At 57.7% G+C, this 17863-nt stretch carries 15 protein-coding genes and 2 pseudogenes; 10 read left to right on the top strand and 7 right to left on the bottom strand.

Annotation, left to right across the window (positions count from 1 at the left end; genetic code table 11):
* Nucleotides 1–380 precede the first annotated feature (380 nt).
* Genes rpmH through yidC form a run of 4 tightly spaced genes read left to right on the top strand, consistent with a single transcriptional unit; the run spans nucleotide 381 to nucleotide 3120 of the window.
* Nucleotides 381–515: a 50S ribosomal protein L34 gene (gene rpmH / locus ACZCWR_RS02530; protein WP_004198824.1), complete on the top strand. Its 135-nt coding sequence runs from the start codon at nucleotides 381–383 to the stop codon at nucleotides 513–515.
* Nucleotides 516–573: 58 nt separating this feature from the next.
* On the top strand, nucleotides 574–1083 hold the full coding sequence (gene rnpA, locus ACZCWR_RS02525) for a ribonuclease P protein component (protein ID WP_487302175.1): 510 nt from the start codon (nucleotides 574–576) through the stop codon (nucleotides 1081–1083).
* A 37-nt stretch (nucleotides 1084–1120) separates the two neighbouring features.
* Nucleotides 1121–1444 (top strand): membrane protein insertion efficiency factor YidD, encoded by a 324-nt coding sequence (gene yidD, locus ACZCWR_RS02520; protein WP_487302174.1) that lies wholly within the window; start codon nucleotides 1121–1123, stop codon nucleotides 1442–1444.
* An 8-nt stretch (nucleotides 1445–1452) separates the two neighbouring features.
* Complete coding sequence (yidC, locus tag ACZCWR_RS02515; RefSeq protein WP_487302173.1) at nucleotides 1453–3120, top strand: membrane protein insertase YidC; 1668 nt, start codon at nucleotides 1453–1455, stop codon at nucleotides 3118–3120.
* A 95-nt stretch (nucleotides 3121–3215) separates the two neighbouring features.
* On the opposite strand, the gene ACZCWR_RS02510 is transcribed toward yidC, so the two are convergent.
* Both ACZCWR_RS02510 and ACZCWR_RS02505 read right to left on the bottom strand, forming a co-directional pair.
* Entirely contained in the window at nucleotides 3216–3707 is a 492-nt protein-coding gene (locus ACZCWR_RS02510) for a hypothetical protein (protein ID WP_487302172.1), read from the bottom strand.
* Between the two features lie 138 nt (nucleotides 3708–3845).
* A complete protein-coding gene (locus ACZCWR_RS02505; protein WP_487302171.1) occupies nucleotides 3846–4262 on the bottom strand; it encodes a helix-turn-helix domain-containing protein in 417 nt (138 codons plus the stop codon).
* Between the two features lie 311 nt (nucleotides 4263–4573).
* On the opposite strand from ACZCWR_RS02505, the gene mnmE reads away from it, so the two are divergent.
* A complete protein-coding gene (gene mnmE, locus ACZCWR_RS02500) occupies nucleotides 4574–5962 on the top strand; it encodes a tRNA uridine-5-carboxymethylaminomethyl(34) synthesis GTPase MnmE (protein ID WP_487302170.1) in 1389 nt (462 codons plus the stop codon).
* A 2-nt stretch (nucleotides 5963–5964) separates the two neighbouring features.
* Here the strand turns inward: mnmE and ACZCWR_RS02495 are convergent, their stop codons facing one another.
* Entirely contained in the window at nucleotides 5965–6435 is a 471-nt protein-coding gene (locus ACZCWR_RS02495) for an SgcJ/EcaC family oxidoreductase (RefSeq protein ID WP_487302169.1), read from the bottom strand.
* Nucleotides 6436–6442: 7 nt separating this feature from the next.
* Nucleotides 6443–7069, bottom strand: coding sequence for a LysE family translocator (locus ACZCWR_RS02490; RefSeq protein ID WP_487302168.1), 627 nt, complete (start codon nucleotides 7067–7069; stop codon nucleotides 6443–6445).
* A 389-nt stretch (nucleotides 7070–7458) separates the two neighbouring features.
* Between ACZCWR_RS02490 and sap1 the strand changes: the two genes are divergently transcribed.
* On the top strand, nucleotides 7459–7803 hold the full coding sequence (sap1, locus tag ACZCWR_RS02485; RefSeq protein ID WP_487302167.1) for a surface attachment protein Sap1: 345 nt from the start codon (nucleotides 7459–7461) through the stop codon (nucleotides 7801–7803).
* Nucleotides 7804–8041: 238 nt separating this feature from the next.
* Nucleotides 8042–8599, top strand: coding sequence for a YaeQ family protein (locus ACZCWR_RS02480; RefSeq protein WP_487302166.1), 558 nt, complete (start codon nucleotides 8042–8044; stop codon nucleotides 8597–8599).
* Here ACZCWR_RS02480 and ACZCWR_RS02475 read toward each other — a convergent pair.
* Nucleotides 8574–8663 (bottom strand): annotated as a pseudogene (locus tag ACZCWR_RS02475) (VOC family protein); the annotation flags it as partial. The gene ACZCWR_RS02480 and the pseudogene ACZCWR_RS02475 sit on opposite strands and share 26 nt — an antisense overlap.
* Nucleotides 8664–8835: 172 nt before the next feature.
* Between ACZCWR_RS02475 and ACZCWR_RS02470 the strand changes: the two are divergent.
* The 3 genes and pseudogenes from ACZCWR_RS02470 (at nucleotide 8836) to ACZCWR_RS02460 (ending at nucleotide 11511) form a co-directional block, all read left to right on the top strand.
* On the top strand, nucleotides 8836–8967 hold the full coding sequence (locus tag ACZCWR_RS02470; RefSeq protein ID WP_487302165.1) for an antitoxin Xre/MbcA/ParS toxin-binding domain-containing protein: 132 nt from the start codon (nucleotides 8836–8838) through the stop codon (nucleotides 8965–8967).
* A gap of 90 nt (nucleotides 8968–9057) precedes the next feature.
* Nucleotides 9058–9966 (top strand): annotated as a pseudogene (locus tag ACZCWR_RS02465) (TOTE conflict system archaeo-eukaryotic primase domain-containing protein); the annotation flags it as partial.
* 102 nt (nucleotides 9967–10068) lie between these two features.
* Nucleotides 10069–11511: a DEAD/DEAH box helicase family protein gene (locus ACZCWR_RS02460; RefSeq protein WP_487303217.1), complete on the top strand. Its 1443-nt coding sequence runs from the start codon at nucleotides 10069–10071 to the stop codon at nucleotides 11509–11511.
* Nucleotides 11512–12012: 501 nt separating this feature from the next.
* On the opposite strand, the gene ACZCWR_RS02455 is transcribed toward ACZCWR_RS02460, so the two are convergent.
* Both ACZCWR_RS02455 and ACZCWR_RS02450 read right to left on the bottom strand, forming a co-directional pair.
* Nucleotides 12013–14001 carry an RNA/DNA-binding domain-containing protein gene (locus tag ACZCWR_RS02455; protein WP_487302164.1) on the bottom strand — a complete coding sequence of 663 codons (1989 nt, stop codon included), beginning with the start codon at nucleotides 13999–14001 and terminating at the stop codon, nucleotides 12013–12015.
* 960 nt (nucleotides 14002–14961) lie between these two features.
* Nucleotides 14962–17775: a DNA methyltransferase gene (locus ACZCWR_RS02450; RefSeq protein ID WP_487302163.1), complete on the bottom strand. Its 2814-nt coding sequence runs from the start codon at nucleotides 17773–17775 to the stop codon at nucleotides 14962–14964.
* Between the last annotated feature and the right edge of the window lie 88 nt (nucleotides 17776–17863).

The raw sequence follows: 17863 nt of genomic DNA, 5'->3' as shown, positions 1-17863 counted from the left end.
CGTGCCTGCCGCGAACATCGGCAAGACCCGGCACAGCCAAGCACGCGTGCTTCGGAGGCTTACGCCGCAAGGGTTTGCGGGCGAACGGCGGGCCGAAGCAGAGAGCGGAAATTTGGGAGTAAGGCGAGATTCTAACGCCAAATGCAGCGCGCGCGCGAGTTATCCACAGGGACATATCAGCGCGAAATCCGCACGCTGAAGGGCAATCGAAAGCGATCCATTCCTGGGCACGAACCGCTAAACTATTGACGACCATAAGAAAACCGGCTTAAATAGCGGGTTCCGCGAAAACAGAATTCCTGAGCCTGCGGCCATCGTGCTTGCAGTGACCACACTGGAGCCTAGCCCGCGCGGTCAATCAACACTCAAGTGAGAGCACCATGAAACGTACTTACCAACCTTCCGTCACACGTCGCAAGCGCACCCATGGTTTCCGCGTTCGCATGAAGACCGCTGGCGGCCGCAAGGTCATCAACGCTCGTCGCGCGAAGGGCCGCAAGCGTCTGGCAATCTGAGTTTGCCGGACGAGTCCGTCAGGTGGCCGCACGCGGCTGTCCTGCGGGCGAACCGCTCATGCGCCGCACAGAAGTCTTGAATCAGGACATCGTTCAGTCGCCGGCGCAGGCCGCGTTCCCCAAGACCGCAAGGCTGCTGAAAACGGATGAGTTCTCATCCGTTTTTCGTTTGCGCCCCTGGCGACGTTCGCCGCACTTCGTTCTGTACGGCAAGCCGACAACGGGCGAAGCGCGGTTGGGCCTCGTGATCGGCAAGAAGCAGGCGCCGCGCGCCGTCACGCGCAATCTGATCAAGCGGATCGCGCGCGATGCCTTCAGGTTGAGGCGCGCACAGCTCGGCGGCTTCGACATTCTCGTGCGGCTGCACGCGAAGATCGACCGCAAGGCCATGCCGAGCGCGAGTTCGCCGCCGTTGCGGACGCTCGTGACCGGCGAACTGGAAGCATTGTTCGACCGCGCCGTGCGCGAAGCCGCGCGCCGCAAGGCCGAAACCGTGGCGGAGCCGAAAGCCTCCGCCGTCGATGAATCATCCGGCCCGTCCGGGTCGTCAAGCGCGAATAGCGTCTGATTTGCTTCACGGCAAAAAGGGGCGCGGCGCGAAGCTTATGCAAACGGCACTCATCGCGTTGTTGCGCTTCTACAAGGTTGCTCTGAGCCCTCTGCTCGGCAACCGGTGCCGCTTTTATCCCTCCTGTTCCGACTACGCGCGCGAGGCAATCCAGTATCATGGCGCCGCGCATGGCTCGTATCTCGCCGTGAAGCGGCTGTGCCGCTGCCATCCTTTCTCGGCCGGCGGCGTCGATCTCGTGCCGCCGCGCGCCACGGAAGCCGGTAGTCGTAGTCATCCGGCGTCCGATGCGCACGCGGAATCCCCGCAAGACACGCTTTCAACTCCAAACGGCGCGCAAGCGCCTTCCGATCGACACTGAGACAACGCATGGATATCAAACGCACCGTCCTATGGGTCATCTTCTTCGTGTCAGTGGTCATGCTGTTCGACAACTGGCAACGCGACCATGGGCGCCCGTCGATGTTCTTCCCGAGCGCGACGCAATCGGCGAAGACCGCCAGCAATCCTGCGCCGGGTTCGGCGACACCGGGCACGCAGCCATCCGAACTGCCGAACGCACCGGCCGGCACCGCGCCTGGCTCGACGACCCCGCCCGCCACGCAGCAGGCCCAGCTCGTCAAGTTCACGACGGACGTGTATTCGGGTGAAATCGACACGCGCGGCGGCACGCTCTCGAAGCTCGAACTGATGAAGGAAGGCGACGGCAAGCAGCCGGACCTCTACATCACGCTGTTCGATCACACCGCGAACCACACGTACCTCGCGCGCACGGGTCTGACGGGCGGCGACTTCCCGAATCACAACGATATCTTCACGCCGGTGCCGGGTCAGACCTCGCTCACGGGCGATGAAAAGACGCTGAAGCTCGCGTTCGAATCGCCGGTGAAGGGTGGCGTGAAGGTCATCAAGACGTACACGTTCACGCGCGGCAGCTACGTCATCAACGTCGATACGAAGATCGAGAATGTGGGCACGACGCCGGTCACGCCGTCGATGTACATGGAACTCGTGCGCGACAACACGCCGGTGGAAACGCCGCGCTTCTCGCACACCTTCATCGGGCCGGCGGTCTTCACGGAACAGAAGCATTTCCAGAAGATCGACTTTTCCGACATCGACAAGAACAAGGCGAGCTTCGAGCCGTCCGCGAACAATGGCTGGATCGCGATGGTGCAGCATTACTTCGCGTCGGCGTGGATTCCGCAAGAGGGCGTGAAACGCGATATCTACGTCGAGAAGATCGATCCGAATCTGTATCGCGTCGGGGCGAAGCTGGCGGTGCAGACCATCGCGCCGGGACAAACCGCGAATGTCGATGCACGCCTCTTCGCCGGTCCTGAAGAAGAGCGCATGCTCGAAGGCATCGCGCCGGGTCTGGAACTGGTGAAGGACTACGGCATGGTGACGATCATCGCCAAGCCGCTGTTCTGGCTGCTGGAGAAGATTCACAGCTATGTCGGCAACTGGGGCTGGGCGATCGTGCTGCTCACGCTGCTCATCAAGGCGGTGTTCTTCCCGCTGTCGGCGGCGAGCTACAAGTCGATGGCGCGCATGAAGGAAATCACGCCGCGCATGCAGCAGATTCGCGAGCGCTTCAAGAGCGATCCGCAGAAGATGAACGCGTCGCTGATGGAGCTGTACAAGACCGAGAAGGTGAATCCGTTTGGCGGCTGTCTGCCGGTGGTGATTCAGATTCCGGTGTTCATCTCGCTGTACTGGGTGCTGCTGTCGTCGGTGGAAATGCGCGGTGCGCCGTGGATCGGCTGGATTCACGATCTGTCGCAACAAGACCCGTATTACATCCTGCCCGTGCTGATGGCCGTCTCGATGTTCCTGCAAACGAGGCTGAACCCGACACCGCCGGACCCCGTTCAGGCCAAGATGATGATGTTCATGCCGATCGCTTTCTCGGTGATGTTCTTCTTCTTCCCGGCGGGTCTCGTGCTGTACTACGTGGTGAATAACGTGCTATCGATCGCGCAGCAGTATTACATTACGCGGATGATGGGAAAGAGCAGGAAGAAGGTGGCTTGAGCGCCTCTCTGCTTGCTCGATAGATGTGAAAACGCCCGGCTAGGCCGGGCGTTTTTTTGTTTGTGGTTTGTGGTTTTAGGATCGAGCCTTCGCTTTCATCCCAAGGATTTCAGTTGCTTGAGTTTGCGATTCGCGCTCAAGTTGAGATCGGCGATCTCGTCGATGAGCGCGAGTTTCATGCGGGATGCATCGTCGTCTGAATAGACCGCGAACGGCTGCGCTGTAATTGAAAAGGAAGTCGTGCTGGAGTCATCCAGACCGACCAGCCACCTTCGCGTCTTCCCCACCGTTTTCTCCAGCAGCGGCCAATTTTTTTCCTTCGGAAAGTGCGTTCCCCTCAGCCAGTTGCGAGCCGTGTTCGGTGTGATCGGCTCGTCAGGATTGCTATGGTTCCAAAAAAGTGTGAAATCCGCGCCACTGTCCTTTTTGAAGCCTTTTGTTCTGAAAAAGCTCAGCCTCTCAATGACGTCTCGGCGCTCCTCAAGCGCTTCCCGTAGTCGTCGCCCAAACACGGCCGGGTCTAATAAGGTCTTCATGCGTGAAGTTTCGAAGAGATCGTAAGCGGCGTGGCACAGTTGGCTTTGCATCTACCGCAAGACCTGCTGCGCCACGCTCGTGCGACGGTTCAATAAGTCTTGTGGATCAGGGATTTACGACGTGCTTCATGGATCATCGACTGCAACCGGACAAATGAAAAAAATCGTCAGCACGCGAAAGCGCTCAGCTCACCGCTTCATCACGCCATAAAACTGTTCGATCAACTCTTCGACCAGATACCGGTGATGCGGCGCCAGGGCTTCAAGCTTCGACGCCAGCTCGATCATCTCCTCTGACGCCGGATACCGCTCATCAGGAGCAAGTGGCTTGGGCGTTGTTTGTGGATTGCCGCTCGGTGGCGGACCGTAGTGAAGCCAATGTAAATCCACCTTCAGCCACTCGGAAAGCAATAACAGCTTGTCTTCGGTGGGAATCGAGCGGCCCGTGAGCCACTTGTGCGCGGTCTGTGGCGAAACAGGTTCGCCGTGCCAGCGCAGGTTGAATTTATTGGCAAGATCGGTGGCGCCGCGCATCTTCTCTTGAGAGCGGGCCATGCAGAACTTGAGCCGCTCGGAGAAGTCGGCCTTTTCTTTCGGTGTTGGCATGGTTTGAATTGTGCGAGGCAAATGGCACCAACACGTCAACCGGCTGCGATAATCATTGTTGAAATTCGATTAAATTTATCTTTTTCAAGCAATCTCGATAGATGCCTTTTGGCAACCAATAACGCGCTCTGAGCCGCGCAGGTTCTAAGTTTCATCGCTTCACTCCTTAAATTAATCTTTGATTTCGTTTCGCCCAGAATATCCCAAGTAAGATAATTTGAGAATTGTCTTATCCGACCTTTCGCCGGAGGAACGTTGGCAGCGTCGCGATACAATTTCGAACTTTCCGAACCCGCCGAGAGCGTGCCGCCATGCTGAGTAACGACGCCGATCCCATTGCCGCCATCGCTACCGCGCCGGGACGCGGCGGCATCGGCGTGGTGCGGTTGTCGTTCGGGCGCGCGGGCGAGACAGCCGCACTGGACGCGATGCGTGCGCTTTGCGGCCAAACACTTGCCCCGAGGCACGCGAGTTATGTGCCGTTCGTCGATGCAAACGGCGAAGCGCTCGACCGTGGCATCGCGCTGTACTTTCCCGCGCCGCATTCCTACACCGGCGAACACGTGCTGGAACTGCAAGGCCACGGCGGCCCGATCGTGTTGCAACTCGTGCTGCAACGCTCGCTCGAAGCGGGTCGCGCGTTCGGTCTCAGGCTCGCCGAGCCGGGCGAATTCACGCGCCGCGCGTTTCTCAACGACAAGCTCGATCTCGCGCAGGCCGAAGCGGTCGCCGATCTGATCGAAGCCAGCACCGAAGCCGCCGCCCGTTCGGCCGGCCGCTCGCTCGACGGCGCGTTCTCGCGCGAAATTCACGCGCTGGTCGAAGACGTCATCAATTTGCGGATGCTCGTCGAGGCAACGCTCGACTTTCCCGAGGAAGAAATCGACTTCCTGGAAGCCGCCGATGCCCGCGGCAAGCTTGCGCGAATCCGCCAGCGTCTTGACGGCGTGCTCGCCGATGCGCGTCAGGGCGCGCTTTTACGCGAAGGTCTGTCGGTGGTGCTGGCGGGGCAGCCGAACGTCGGCAAATCGTCGCTGCTGAACGCGCTTGCCGGTGCCGAACTGGCCATCGTCACGCCGATCGCGGGCACCACGCGCGACAAGGTCGCGCAGACCATTCAGGTCGAGGGTATTCCGCTGCATATCATCGACACGGCCGGTTTGCGCGAGACCGAGGATGAAGTCGAACGGATCGGCATCGAACGAACATGGGGTGAAATCGAGCGCGCGGATGTGGTCCTGCATCTGCTCGATGCGCGCGAAACCATCACGCCGGAAGACGAGATCATTGCCGGACGATTTCCGCGCGGCGTGCCGGTCGTGCGGGTGCTCAACAAAACGGATCTGGCAGGCGCACCGGCCGACTTGCGCGAGAAAGCGGATGGCTCGCGCGAAGTGCATCTGTCGGCCAAGACGGGCGATGGCATCGCGCTTCTGCGTGACGCGCTGCTGACGATCGCGGGCTGGCAAGCGGGCGCGGAAAGCATTTATCTGGCGCGCGAGCGTCATCTGATCGCGCTGCGTGCTGCGCGCGATCATCTCGGGTTTGCGGCGGCACACGCCGATCAGCACTCGCAAGTGCTGGACTTGTTCGCGGAAGAGTTGAGGCTGGCTCAGTACAGTCTCAACTCGATCACGGGCGAATTCACGTCCGACGATCTGCTCGGCGTAATTTTCAGCAGGTTTTGCATTGGAAAGTAACTTCAAATGCCCGCCGGTTTGCCGAGCGCGCGCAATTCGACCGTGAGCTTTTCGCCCTCTTCCGGCCGCCCGTGAAAAGCCGCTGGCGTGTTCTGGAACATCTCGATCCGAAACACGCCGTCGATCCGAGTCAGCACCATCGTCTGCACCGCGTTCAATTGCGGATTCATGTCCGACGCGCCACGCGGCCACATTCCCGCGACCGCGCGCACCAGAAGCGCCTCCCCGCCCGCCATGCGCCGAACTTCACGCGCTTTCGCGATAAAAAGCGGCGTCGGATGCTCCGCGAAAATCGGCTTGAGATGAGCTTCGATGCACGCGCGTCCGTCGATTGCGCTGCCATCGAAGCCAACCAGACTGCCCCGCTCCGCGAAGCGCGCTGCCATCGCCGCGGCATCTTGCCGGTTCCAATCGTCCAGCAGCCCGAAATACACGCTTCGGGCGCGGGCGCTCCAATCGTCATGTTGAGTCATACGGTTCTCACGCAGCCTTCTTCCACGCCGCCGCGAACGCGCCCGCGCCCATCAGCAACGCGCCGCCCGTGCGATTCACTGCACGCTGCACGGAAGGCTTGCGAATGGCGCGCCGTGCCCCCGATGCCAGCAATGCGTACGCGAACGCATTCGCCGCCGCGATCCCGACGAACGTCACTTCGAGAATCGCGATCTGCGACACGCTGAGCACGTGCGGATTGACGAACTGCGGCACGAACGCGACGAAAAAAATGATGCTTTTCGGGTTGAGCGTGGTGACGGCATAAGCGTGCGCGATGATGCGGCTCGTGCGCAGATCGCCGCTCGGCTGCACGGCGTCCGTATCGACCACTGGCGCGCGCCACAAACGAATGCCGAGGTAAAACAGATAAGCGGCGCCGATCCACTTGACCACCATGAACAATTCCGCCGATGCCGCGAGCAACACGCCCAGTCCCAACATCGATGCGGTCATGGCGGTGAGATCGCCCAGCGCGACGCCAAACGTGGTTGCGAGCGCGTACTTGCGGCCATGTCCGAGCGCGTAGGACACGACGAGCAGAACCGTCGGTCCGGGAATGGCCACGAGGATCGCCGAGGCGATGGCGAAGGGTAGCCACTGAGCGAGTGTCATTTGCGAGGTCTCCTGTTCCTGATTGCGATGCGTCGATTAATCCACAGAACAACGATGTGTGGCAACTAGCCGGATGGCATAGGCAAAAAGGACGGCTGATCATCCCCGCGAAGCGCTGTGAGTGCAACGCCGCAATGCAATGCACAACAGTGAGCGGCAACTAATAATGATGCGAAAGCGCAGTTAGCCGTATCGTTCTATCTCGTAAAGGCGGATCAGGTCGTGCATTTATTTTTACGCCCGCTTTAATCGGATTCGGCGACTCATTTTTATGCTGCAAACGCACACATTATCTGCTTGCAACTTATTCACGCTCCACTAGCATGAGTTTCGCAGTACGGGAATATTAAACATTCTGCTAAATGCAAGCCGAATTGGAGTCTGAATTGATGAGCAAACGCACCACGGTTCTCCTCACTGCGCTGAGCCTTCTTGTCGCTGCATCCGCTGCACAGGCGCAGGACACTGCAGTTCAGCCTCAACAGACCTTCAAATTCAGGCCCAATTCCTTCGGATGCATGTCCAAGGACAAATTCGATTCAGCCGACCAGCACGCTAAGGCCGGCGAACAGCAGAAATTGCAGGAATATTTTCAGGGCTACGAATGCATTTCGACGCCCGTCGATTTTCACTTTCGGGTCTTGCGCGTCGTTGGCCATGACGTTGAATTCGTCAACGCGTCGATGAGTGATAAACAAGGTATGTGGACGGCGGATCGCTTCATCGAACAATAACGCAGTGCTTTGGCTTTACCTTGCTAGCGCGTGATTTAAAGGCGCGCTGGATGTAGGTGTTTGAGCGCGTACATCGCGTCGCGGCACGCCGTCAAAATATCTTTCGCCGTCTTCCCTTCCTGCAACGAATCCCCGCACAATAGCGGTCTTGCTCACGCCGCGCGTCATGACGAGCATCGCGGCGGTATCGCATTTTTCAAACTTTATCGCCGGTCTTCCAGCCGGCTTTTGGTGCTGAATGGCTCTCAAATCGACCATTTACAAGGCAGACGTCCAGATTGCCGACATGGATCGCCATCACTACGGCGATCATTCATTGACCATAGCTCGACATCCGTCCGAAACCGATGAGCGGATGATGGTGCGCGTCGCCGCATTCGGTCTTTTTGCGGACGAACGCCTGGAGTTCTGCAAAGGCCTTTCCGATGTAGACGAGCCGGACCTCTGGCAAAAAGACCTGACCGGGCAGATCGAAATGTGGATCGAGATCGGGCAACCGGACGAGCGGCGTATCGCAAAGGCGAGCGGGCGCGCGGATCGTGTGATTGTGATCGCGTATGGCGGACGGACTTCGGATATTTGGTGGCAAGGGATCAAGGGCAAGGTGGAGCGCCTGCGCAATGTCACCGTCTGGTCGCTGAACGAAGGTATCGCGGAAGCGCTCGGCAAGCTGGCCGAACGGACGATGCGTTTGCAGTTGACTGTTCAGGATGGCGAGGCATCGCTGGGTAGTGAAAAGGCGGATCCTGTTGATATACGGTGGTCGGTGCTCAAGGCGCCTCGGGCGGACCTTTGAGCTCGATCATGTTGCCTTCGGGATCGAACAGGTACAGCGACGGACCGAAGCCTTCTGCGCCGTGGTAACCGTAGACATTCAAGGCATATGGAATTGAACAAGATCCAACCCGGCTAACCAGCGGCCGACGTGCGATGAAGACGAATCCGCAGCAACAATCGCGACACTGCTGGCGCAGGTTCAATCGATAGTCGAACAATCAGGCGATCCGGACGGATTCGACACCCCGTTCATGGTTGAATCGCTGGTTGCACACTCCAATCCCTGCGCTTGGGTTGCGACCACCAATCGAACTGCTTTGCACACCGGAGGGCGTCGCGCTGGTTTCCTCGACAACTACGCGAATGCAAAGCGGCGCATATATGTGAGTACGGCGCTCACTGGATCAGTGGGCTGAAGTTTTCGCCTGAACGAAAGCGGAAACGGGACACCAGAGCAGCCTGGTTTGGCGCAAATGGATGTCGACACACGATTCATGTGCGCCGCGCACTATAAGCCGATCTGCAGAGTTAGCAACGCACCCATTGCGAAGTACGTTCTCGATGACATCCGACTCCGACGAGGTGGAAAAGCTACGCGCCGAGAATGCGCGACTTCTGGCGTTGCTCGACGCGCACGGGATCGATGCGCGACCGCCTCTGCCCAAGCCAACCGCCTCGCCGCAACCCGAACCTTCGCGCCTGAACACGGATGAGAAGGTCGTCCTGTTCCGTCGCCTGTTTCAGGGCCGCATCGATACCTATCCGATCCGATGGGAAAGCAAGGCAGGCGAGTCGGGCTACTCTCCGGCATGCGCCAACGAATGGCGACCCGGCGTCTGCGAAAAGCCCCGCATCAAATGCTCTGATTGCGGTAACCGGCTCCTCATACCTCTGTCCGACCAGATCATCTATGACCATCTTGCCGGCAGACATACGATTGGCGTCTATCCCTTGCTGGCAGACGATACCTGTCGCTTTCTCGCAGTCGATTTCGATGACGCCGACTGGCGGGAAGACGCACAAGCCTTCATGTCCTCATGCGTTGAATTGGGCGTGCCAGCGGCGCTGGAGATCTCGCGCTCGGGCAACGGGGCACACGTATAGATTTTCTTCCAGTCCGCTGTACCCGCGCGCGATGCGAGACGCTTAGGCACGGCGATCATCAGTCACACATGCGCAAGAACGCGGCAACTGAAACTGGCGTCCTACGACCGGCTGTTCCCAAATCAGGACACGACACCCAAGGGCGGCTTCGGCAACCTGATTGCACTACCGTTACAGAAGACACCGCGCGAAAGCGGTTGCAGCGTCTTCGTGGACGAACAGCTGCGACCTTATGCAGACCAATGGGCCTATCTGGCCTCACTCCAGCTTCTTACCCCTGACGCAATCGAATCGGCCATTTCAGGTGCTACAGGTGGAACGCACCCACTCGACGTCACGTTCATTACGAATGAGGACGAACAGGAACCGTGGAAGTCGAGCCCGATGGTGGGGCGCAAACTACCCGGCCCAATGCCTGAATCGCTCGCTATCACCGTGGCAAACCTGGCCTACTTCGAGAAAACGGCGCTTCCCCAGCCTCTCCTTAACCGGCTGATTCGTCTCGCGGCGTTTCCGAATCCCGAGTTCTTCAAAGCTCAGGCAATGCGCTTTCCAGTATGGGACAAACCGCGGGTAATCGGCTGCGCTGAAAACTATCCGAAGCACATTGCATTGCCGCGCGGGTGTCTTGAGGCAGCGCAGGATCTTCTTCGTGACAACAAGATCCGCTGCGACATCCATGATGAACGGTTCGCAGGGGAACCTCTCGATGTCACATTCGCGGGCACACTGCGCCCGGACCAGGAAACCGCAGTAACCGCAATGTTGCGACATGACACCGGCGTGCTATGCGCGCCCACGGCGTTTGGGAAGACCGTAAGCGCCGCTGCCCTGATCGCCCGGCGAAGTGTGAACACGCTGGTGCTTGTACATCGGACCGAACTACTCAAGCAATGGCAAGAGCGGCTGCAGTCGTTTCTCGGTGTCGGCAAGGGCATCGTCGGCACAATCGGTGGCGGCAAGGCGAAGCGTAGTGGGAAAATTGATATTGCTGTCATGCAGTCACTGTCGCGACGGGGCGAAACGAGTGAGCTGGTCGAACACTACGGGCAAGTGATTGTGGACGAGTGTCACCACATATCGGCGGTTTCGTTCGAAGCACTGTTAAAGCGGGTCAAGGCGAAGTACGTTTTGGGATTAACCGCGACGCCGATCCGCCGGGACGGCCAGCATCCAATCATATTCATGCAGTGCGGCCCAATCCGGCATACGGCCTCCCGCGCTCAGACGGTTCCTCACGACCTCGAGGTAATGCCAAGGATCTGGCCGAAAAAAAACGATCTGCCAGCGGAGGCCGGCATTCAGGACGTGTTCCGACAGGTCGCTGCCGATACGCAGCGGACGGTAGCGATCGCGGATGAGGTCGAGGATGCGTTCTCTCGCGGGCGGAAGATTCTCGTACTAACTGAGCGCACCGATCATATTGCAGCCATCGAGGAGGCCTTGGCAGGGCGAGTCGATAAGGTTTTCACATTGCATGGCCGGATGTCGAGGAAGCAGCGCAATCTGGTAACTGAAGAGCTCGATGCTTTTGCCGCTGATGCGCCTCGCGTGCTCCTCGCGACCGGCAAGCTGGTCGGCGAGGGATTTGATCATCCGCCGCTCGACACACTCGTTCTTGCGATGCCAATCTCGTGGAAAGGGACCCTGCAGCAGTATGCCGGTCGCCTTCACAGAGAACATGCGACCAAGGTCGATGTGCGTGTCATCGACTTCGTAGACGCTGGGCACCCGGGACTGCTGCGGATGTGGGACAAGCGCCAGACGGGTTATCGGGCCATGGGATACAGGGTAGAAAGCTTGCGCCAGGCTGGGCAACTATTATGATCCGGGGTTTGGTTGTGCTAACGACAAAGGGCATTTCTTGAGTTGTCGCCGGCGGCTTGACTTGGCACGGAGCTTTTCGCCTGCTGGTCCACGGTAGTGGCGGCGATAACATCAGTATGCACCGCTTGCTGACGGAAGCATCGACTGAGTTTGGGGCCAACCCCTACCTCCAGCGCTTCTTCGGCATCACCTAAACGGCGGTAAGGATAGCCAAACCAGCTTGGCTAGGAGTTGATAGCCGCGCCCTCGAACTGTCCTCGTTAGCCCCTCACACGAGATTGCAGCGCTGAAAACTCTGCACCTTGTGCAGAGAGGCATATCCTTGCGTTTGGCGCAAAGATATGCCTCCCAATCTTAAGTGCGTTGTTTCTAAAGCAAATTCGTGGTGGAGAGGAGGGCTACAGAACTGACTGGTTTTAATCGCACCGCTTAGCCAGCCAGGCCGCCGCGTCGGGCGATGTGCCCCCAGAAATGCCCCCTAACGCTCCTGCGGCGTTGATTTTAGATTTCCTCATCCCTAGGCGCTGCGCCTGTTTCGGATCCAGCGCCACCAAACATAGCCATAATCGACCAATTTGGGTTTCCGCGGTAAGCCTGTTCGGGATGGTTTGGTACGGTCGGGTGAAGGAGTTGCAGGGCGCCCTGTTTGAGCATCGGGTTAAGAATTCGGGAGCGCATGTATTCTTCGTTGCGGCGCAGCAGCGCTGCGAGGACCTTGATGCCCAGGTTCTGGTCAACGCAAAGCCCATGTACGACCGGCCACATATCAAGTTGCGAGACTCGCTGTTGCGTCGTGACGCGTACCGCAATCTTCTCCAAACGGTCTCTCAAATCATATGGAAGGGCCGCGATATCGCGGAAGGTAGGAACCTCAGAAGCAAGCTCCCTACTATCGGAAGGTAGGTCCACACCATCTAAGGATGCCGCCTCCGAGGCCACCGTAGACAACACGGGGGATGCAGGGAAGACGTCGTCCGAGCTGCGCAGCGTCGAACCCGGTAAAAAATACACTGTTCCGCGCCCCATTCCGACCGAATTCAGAAGTCCTTCCCGCACCAAACCGCTTAGTGCTCTGGAAATATCGGACGGATGCTCCGTCGACACTTCGCGCAGTCTTGAGTGATTGACAGTTCCCTCAATCGACGCGGTAACAAGCGCGATCCGATCGAGCTCAGGAAGACCGGAAAATCGACTGCCGAAGCGCTTTCGGAGACTTTGGAGCGTTTCCTCTGGCACCAGGCTCGTCATCCGAAGTTCCATCAGCGTCTGCTCAGGCTCTGACATCTCGAATAAAGACGGTGCTCGCCAATGCTGCCCCTTCCAATTAACGTAGATCTTCGGAAGTCCCGATCCAGCGTGGTCGCCGTAGCCCACCAACTGGAACATCGTCTGCAGACGCCTGTTTCGGCAATCGCTGTTACCGCCGGCCAGCGCGACCTCCAGCGGGATCCGCATCAACCCGGGATTGCGAAAACCGAACATGTCTGGCCGTTTGACGATGAGGACCGAGACACGTCCCGTGAAGTCAGCGTGTATCAACGTGTTGGCAAGCGCTTCCCGAAGAGCCTCGTGGACCGGTGTGTCCTCGACTCTTTGTCCAACAGTAAGCTGAAAAGGTACCTTTAGATCGGCGGTCAGTTTCTGATAAACGCGCCGAAAGAAGTCGTAAATATTGCCTGACCACGTACCGTCGGGAACGATTCTGTCGACCCATCGACGCTCCGCCTTTGCTTCTGGTCGCTCCTGGTAGTCGACCATGTAGTTCGGCAGGGCATCTCTGATACTCTCGGCTTTTCCAAACATTAAGAGACCAGCGAGTCGCAGTCCAACCGAGCCGTCCTCTCGGTTCCTCCCGAACGCGCCGATCTTCTGCAAAAACTCCGAGACGGGTAGATCCAGCCACACGTGGCCAGGCTTCACGGCCGAGAACCGGTTCCGGTACGCAGTGACAGAATCGGAGTCCAAGTCAGAAAAATCGAAACCGCTCAAAATCCGTTCGTCGCGCGCGTCCTCCACCCGCTCTGCGATCATTCGCCGGACAGCTTCGTCGTCAGCGACATAGTCGCCCTCATGACGCCGGAGATACGTGCCTCCAAAGGGATTGGAGCCGACATGCACCGGTTTTTGTTGTCGACTAGCTTTCGGGACATCGACCCGAAGTACGGCCTTTCCCTCAACTGCGACAATTCGAACACTGGCATCGACGAGCAGGTTTATGTTGATCTGCTTAGGGTTATGCAGGTTGTCCCAGATCGCTTTCCGAACGCGCTCAGTGTCCTCAAGACCGAGCGCTCGAAATGTGCCGTCCGATTTCTCCTCGATTCCGAGGTAAATGACACCCCCGTTCGTGTTTGCAAGTGAGCTGTAGCTTTCCCAGAAGGCGCCCGGAAGCTCTCCTCGACCGTTTCTGCCTTGAGCGGCCTTGCATTCCAGATCGACCGCCTCCGCTAAAACCTTCAGATCGAGTATCGATTGAGCATTTCCGGACACAGCATTCCCATAAGCAAGAGTGACGAAGATAGCGATCTTCGCACAAACGTGGTTTAGTCAAAGCAGGAGAACTCGGCTAGCGCCCAATTGTCCTGCGAAGGTCCGTCCATAGTTGCTGTGTAGTTGATTGGGAACCGTAGACATCCATGGACGTCCGCATTCTGCCAGACCATAACCCGACTCGACGATGGCAGCGTGCACGAGGCCAGGCTCGCACGTCTATCCGGCGTTAAGTCTCCAGCAAGCTTCGACCAACTTTCCCTCGCAACATCAGCGCTTTCGAACAAGCATCGCTCGTACGTTTCTCCTAGGTCCTAGGTCGTCTCGTAGAAGCAGCGGCCGGCTGCTCGAGTGGCACATTGCAAAGAGCCTCGCTCGTAGCATGGGTCGCGCGCGAAGAGCTAAAAATCTTCTCGTTCGACCCTCTTTCGCTGTTCAAGCCCGTCGCCTGGAACCACGACGTGAACAGATTTACGCCCATCGCTCCGACAAGTCACGGGTAGATGAGTACCCATAGGTTGTTTACACGGACGCTCTCATCCCAAGCTCGATCGTTAATCGCTAGCTCAGATGGAGCGCGTTCGCCAATGCTGCAAAGTTTGAGAAGGTGTGCGTACGATCGCAGCAAACGTGACGAGGATAAAGCCAACGACGAGGCTTGAGAGGTGATGCGGTTTTGAACCCTAGAAACGCACATGAAAACGATAGCACCAATCAGTGAGGCAATGCCAAAAGAATTCTGAAGCTCAATCATATCCATGGGTAATCCCTTCGCATGAGCATTCGGAATGCCTATTCTTGACTGGTAATCGTCCACTCCAATTGGATCGAAGTTCGGAGAGACACAGCGTTAATACTAACCTTATGGAAACTTGAGAAACCTGCTCGATGCAAACCTCTCCATTTTTTTCCTTCAACGCAAAAGCGATATCGACACGATCCAGCGCTAACAATCCCGTGCTAAGCGCTGACTTTGCGCGCTCGCTTCGGCTTCTCAGACGGCAAGAGACTAGTCGCCTTGCCGTACAGATCAAACAGGAAGGCGACACGATCCGCGTCTGATTTATCACCCTTGAATCCGTAGGCCGCATCAACGGCTCGATCGTTCGCCATATGCGCTTTTCGAAGTGCGGCCGGCATCGCAACCGGATCGTAAAGGTCAGCCATCGTCGAACCAGGCGACTCCGCGCGAGCGTCCAAGATGGCTTGGCCGGTTCTATCCATTTCAGCGCGCTGCGCGGCAGACGGCGTTGGCCAAGGTAAGTTGTTGTAGACGATGCTCGCAGAATAACGGTAATCACTTTTGAGGCGCCCGCAGACAGCACGCATCCACGCATTCTGCATGGTGCTGTTCATCATCGAAAAGTCATAAAGCGTCGCGTCGGGGATCGTCAACACGAGATTGCTAGCGATCACATCTTCTGAAAAGAAGCCAACGGGAACGAACTCTCGTAACTCTGACGAAACGCTGGGAACGAGAAGATACTGCGACGAAGGCTGCCGCATCTCCTGAAACAGGAAGGGAGTCGCCGCGCTTTCTTGCGTTTGGATCTTGGGTGACGCGAGACGCATTGTTTTAACCGCTTGGACCCGTTTATAAACTTCGGGCAGCGCGCGAAGTTCAGTTGCCGATATGCCTGACAGCCATAGACACCAACGAGAAATCCCATTAATGAACTCCTCGGCGCCAATGTACCGTCGAATCCACTTCTCGGCCTTGGGTTCGACTGACAGCAGTTCCGCTTTTTCTTCGTCGCTTAACAGCAAATGGCCGCCGTCAGTCGGCTTGCTGCCGTAAACCATTTCGCTCACCGGACCGATGGGGATGCGACGCTTGAACAGCACCGTGTCCGATGCGTCCACCAAGTAGGGGTTAATGTGCTTGACAGGGAGAACACGAGCCTCGTCCGCCTTCGCATCATGGCTGTAATCGAAGATCTTTCGATCCTCGGTCTCTCGAAGACTGAATCCGATAATCACGCAGTGGACGGCGGCATTGCCTTTCCCTTCGTTGCTCCACTTGAAAGTACGATGCGCGAACCGGATCTTCACCCCGCCTTGCAATAGTGCCGGCCATAGCGCCGCCACCTGTTCGCCTTGGACGATAGAATTCGTAGACACAAACGCCACATCAACCATCGGATTGATTTTGATGTAAGCCAACGCCTTGATGTACCAAGCTGCTACATAATCAAGCAGGCCTGCTGATGTCGCGCCAGAAAAAACGACAGCCATGTCGGATCTTTGAGCGGCGCTTTGGTACGTCTTTCCGACGAACGGCGGGTTGCCCATGATGTACGCGCATCGATCGGGCGGCAAAATGGAGCACCAATCGACGCGCAGAGCGTTTTCTTTGTGGACATGGGGTGTGTCCACGAGCGGGACCGTTGGTCTCGTATTGCCAAATCGATCCGCTGACTCTAGATTCATCTGGTGGTCAGTGATCCACAGAGCCACGCGTGCGATATGGGCGGCCGCATCGTCGACCTCTAGGCCGTAAAACTGGCTCACACGAACACGGCAAAGCGTTGACACATCGAGTAGCCCCGGACCTTGCCCAAAATCAGAAAACAACGCCGCAATTACGTCATTCTCCAAACGGCGCAGTTCACGATAGGCAATCACCAAAAAGTTGCCGCAGCCGCAGGCTGGATCAAAGAAATTAAGCGTCGGGAGTTTGTCGTAAAGCGCTTGGAGGCGCGGCTTGCTCCTTCGCGCCTTCTCAAATTCCTCGCGCAGATCGTTCATGACCAGCGGATTGATCACGCGCAGAATGTTGCGTTCTGAGGTGTAGTGCGCGCCGAGTTCCCGTCGACTGGCTTGACGCTTTTCATCGGGCGTGTGGGCTTCGAGCACGCCTTGAAACATCGCGCCGAAAATCGCCGGACTGATTCCGCTCCAATCAAGTTCGGCGCATTTGACCAGCAGGGTTCGCATCGCCTCGTCGAAAGACGGAATCCGGATACGCTCGGAAAACAGAGAACCATTGATATACGCGAAAGCCGCTAGACGTTCGTCTAGGTGTGACGAGCGCTCGTTGTCCGGCGTATCCAAAACGTCGAACAGGATTGCAAGACTTTGTCCGGTGTCTCGCCCGTTCGGGTGCGTCGATTCAACGTAGCGACGGAAATCGCCATCTTGTCCAAAGATGCCGGTATCGTCAGCGAATAGGCAAAACAGCAGGCGCGTCAGAAAAACTTCGAGATCGCGTCCCCGAAATTTGGCTCGGAGCAGCGCGTCGTGCAACTTTGACACAGCGTAGGCGGCCTGCCGGTTAATCGGCGACTCTTCGACGATTTCTGGCGCCGCCTCACCCTCAACTAAGAACCTGAACCAGCCTGCGTGCTTGTGCAGGTCTCCGATCTTGCATTCAACCTGCATGTCCGTTTTCAGGTCGTACAGACGGAAGCGCGCGAAGTCTGAGACGATGATGTAGCGCGGTCGTTCGCCCTCGGCCAGCGCGGTAAAGTAATCCGATGCCTGTGCAAACGCAGAGTTGAGATCTTTGCCTTTGCTTTTGTGCTCGACGATCAACACGCCCGGGATGAAACTGTCGATGAAGCCGCGCGTGCCGTCGATTTTGTCGACAGCCTTCTCGTAAATTGTCGCTGACTCCGGACGAATGCCGAAGCACTCGTAAAAACGCGCCCAAAAAAGCTTGGCATCCGCATTCTCGCGTTCCGCTCCTTTCCATTGTTTCGCAAATGCTTGAAGACGAGAGCGGATTTCTGGGAATGACACAGAGCACATGAAGAAAGTCGGAAGAAAAGACAAGCGATTGTAGCCGGGAATACGCCCTCACCCCCCGAGTTCGACTTAATGTCCACCCCGCTCGGCCAGCACAACTCGCTCACGCCGTACG

The organism is Caballeronia sp. A2-2 (assembly GCF_057612605.2).
Note: the sequence above shows the minus strand (reverse complement) of the source record. Positions and strands in the feature narration are given on the sequence as shown.

Coding starts and splice junctions, on each gene's coding strand:
- ACZCWR_RS02495 (WP_487302169.1), bottom strand. CDS start 6,435: ATGACTCAACATGACGATTGGAGCGCCCGCGCCCGAAGCGTGTATTTC.
- ACZCWR_RS02490 (WP_487302168.1), bottom strand. CDS start 7,069: ATGACACTCGCTCAGTGGCTACCCTTCGCCATCGCCTCGGCGATCCTC.
- rnpA (WP_487302175.1), top strand. CDS start 574: ATGCGCCGCACAGAAGTCTTGAATCAGGACATCGTTCAGTCGCCGGCG.
- ACZCWR_RS02480 (WP_487302166.1), top strand. CDS start 8,042: ATGGCTCTCAAATCGACCATTTACAAGGCAGACGTCCAGATTGCCGAC.
- rpmH (WP_004198824.1), top strand. CDS start 381: ATGAAACGTACTTACCAACCTTCCGTCACACGTCGCAAGCGCACCCAT.
- yidC (WP_487302173.1), top strand. CDS start 1,453: ATGGATATCAAACGCACCGTCCTATGGGTCATCTTCTTCGTGTCAGTG.
- ACZCWR_RS02505 (WP_487302171.1), bottom strand. CDS start 4,262: ATGCCAACACCGAAAGAAAAGGCCGACTTCTCCGAGCGGCTCAAGTTC.
- ACZCWR_RS02510 (WP_487302172.1), bottom strand. CDS start 3,707: ATGCAAAGCCAACTGTGCCACGCCGCTTACGATCTCTTCGAAACTTCA.
- sap1 (WP_487302167.1), top strand. CDS start 7,459: ATGAGCAAACGCACCACGGTTCTCCTCACTGCGCTGAGCCTTCTTGTC.
- mnmE (WP_487302170.1), top strand. CDS start 4,574: ATGCTGAGTAACGACGCCGATCCCATTGCCGCCATCGCTACCGCGCCG.
- yidD (WP_487302174.1), top strand. CDS start 1,121: ATGCAAACGGCACTCATCGCGTTGTTGCGCTTCTACAAGGTTGCTCTG.
- ACZCWR_RS02460 (WP_487303217.1), top strand. CDS start 10,069: ATGGTGGGGCGCAAACTACCCGGCCCAATGCCTGAATCGCTCGCTATC.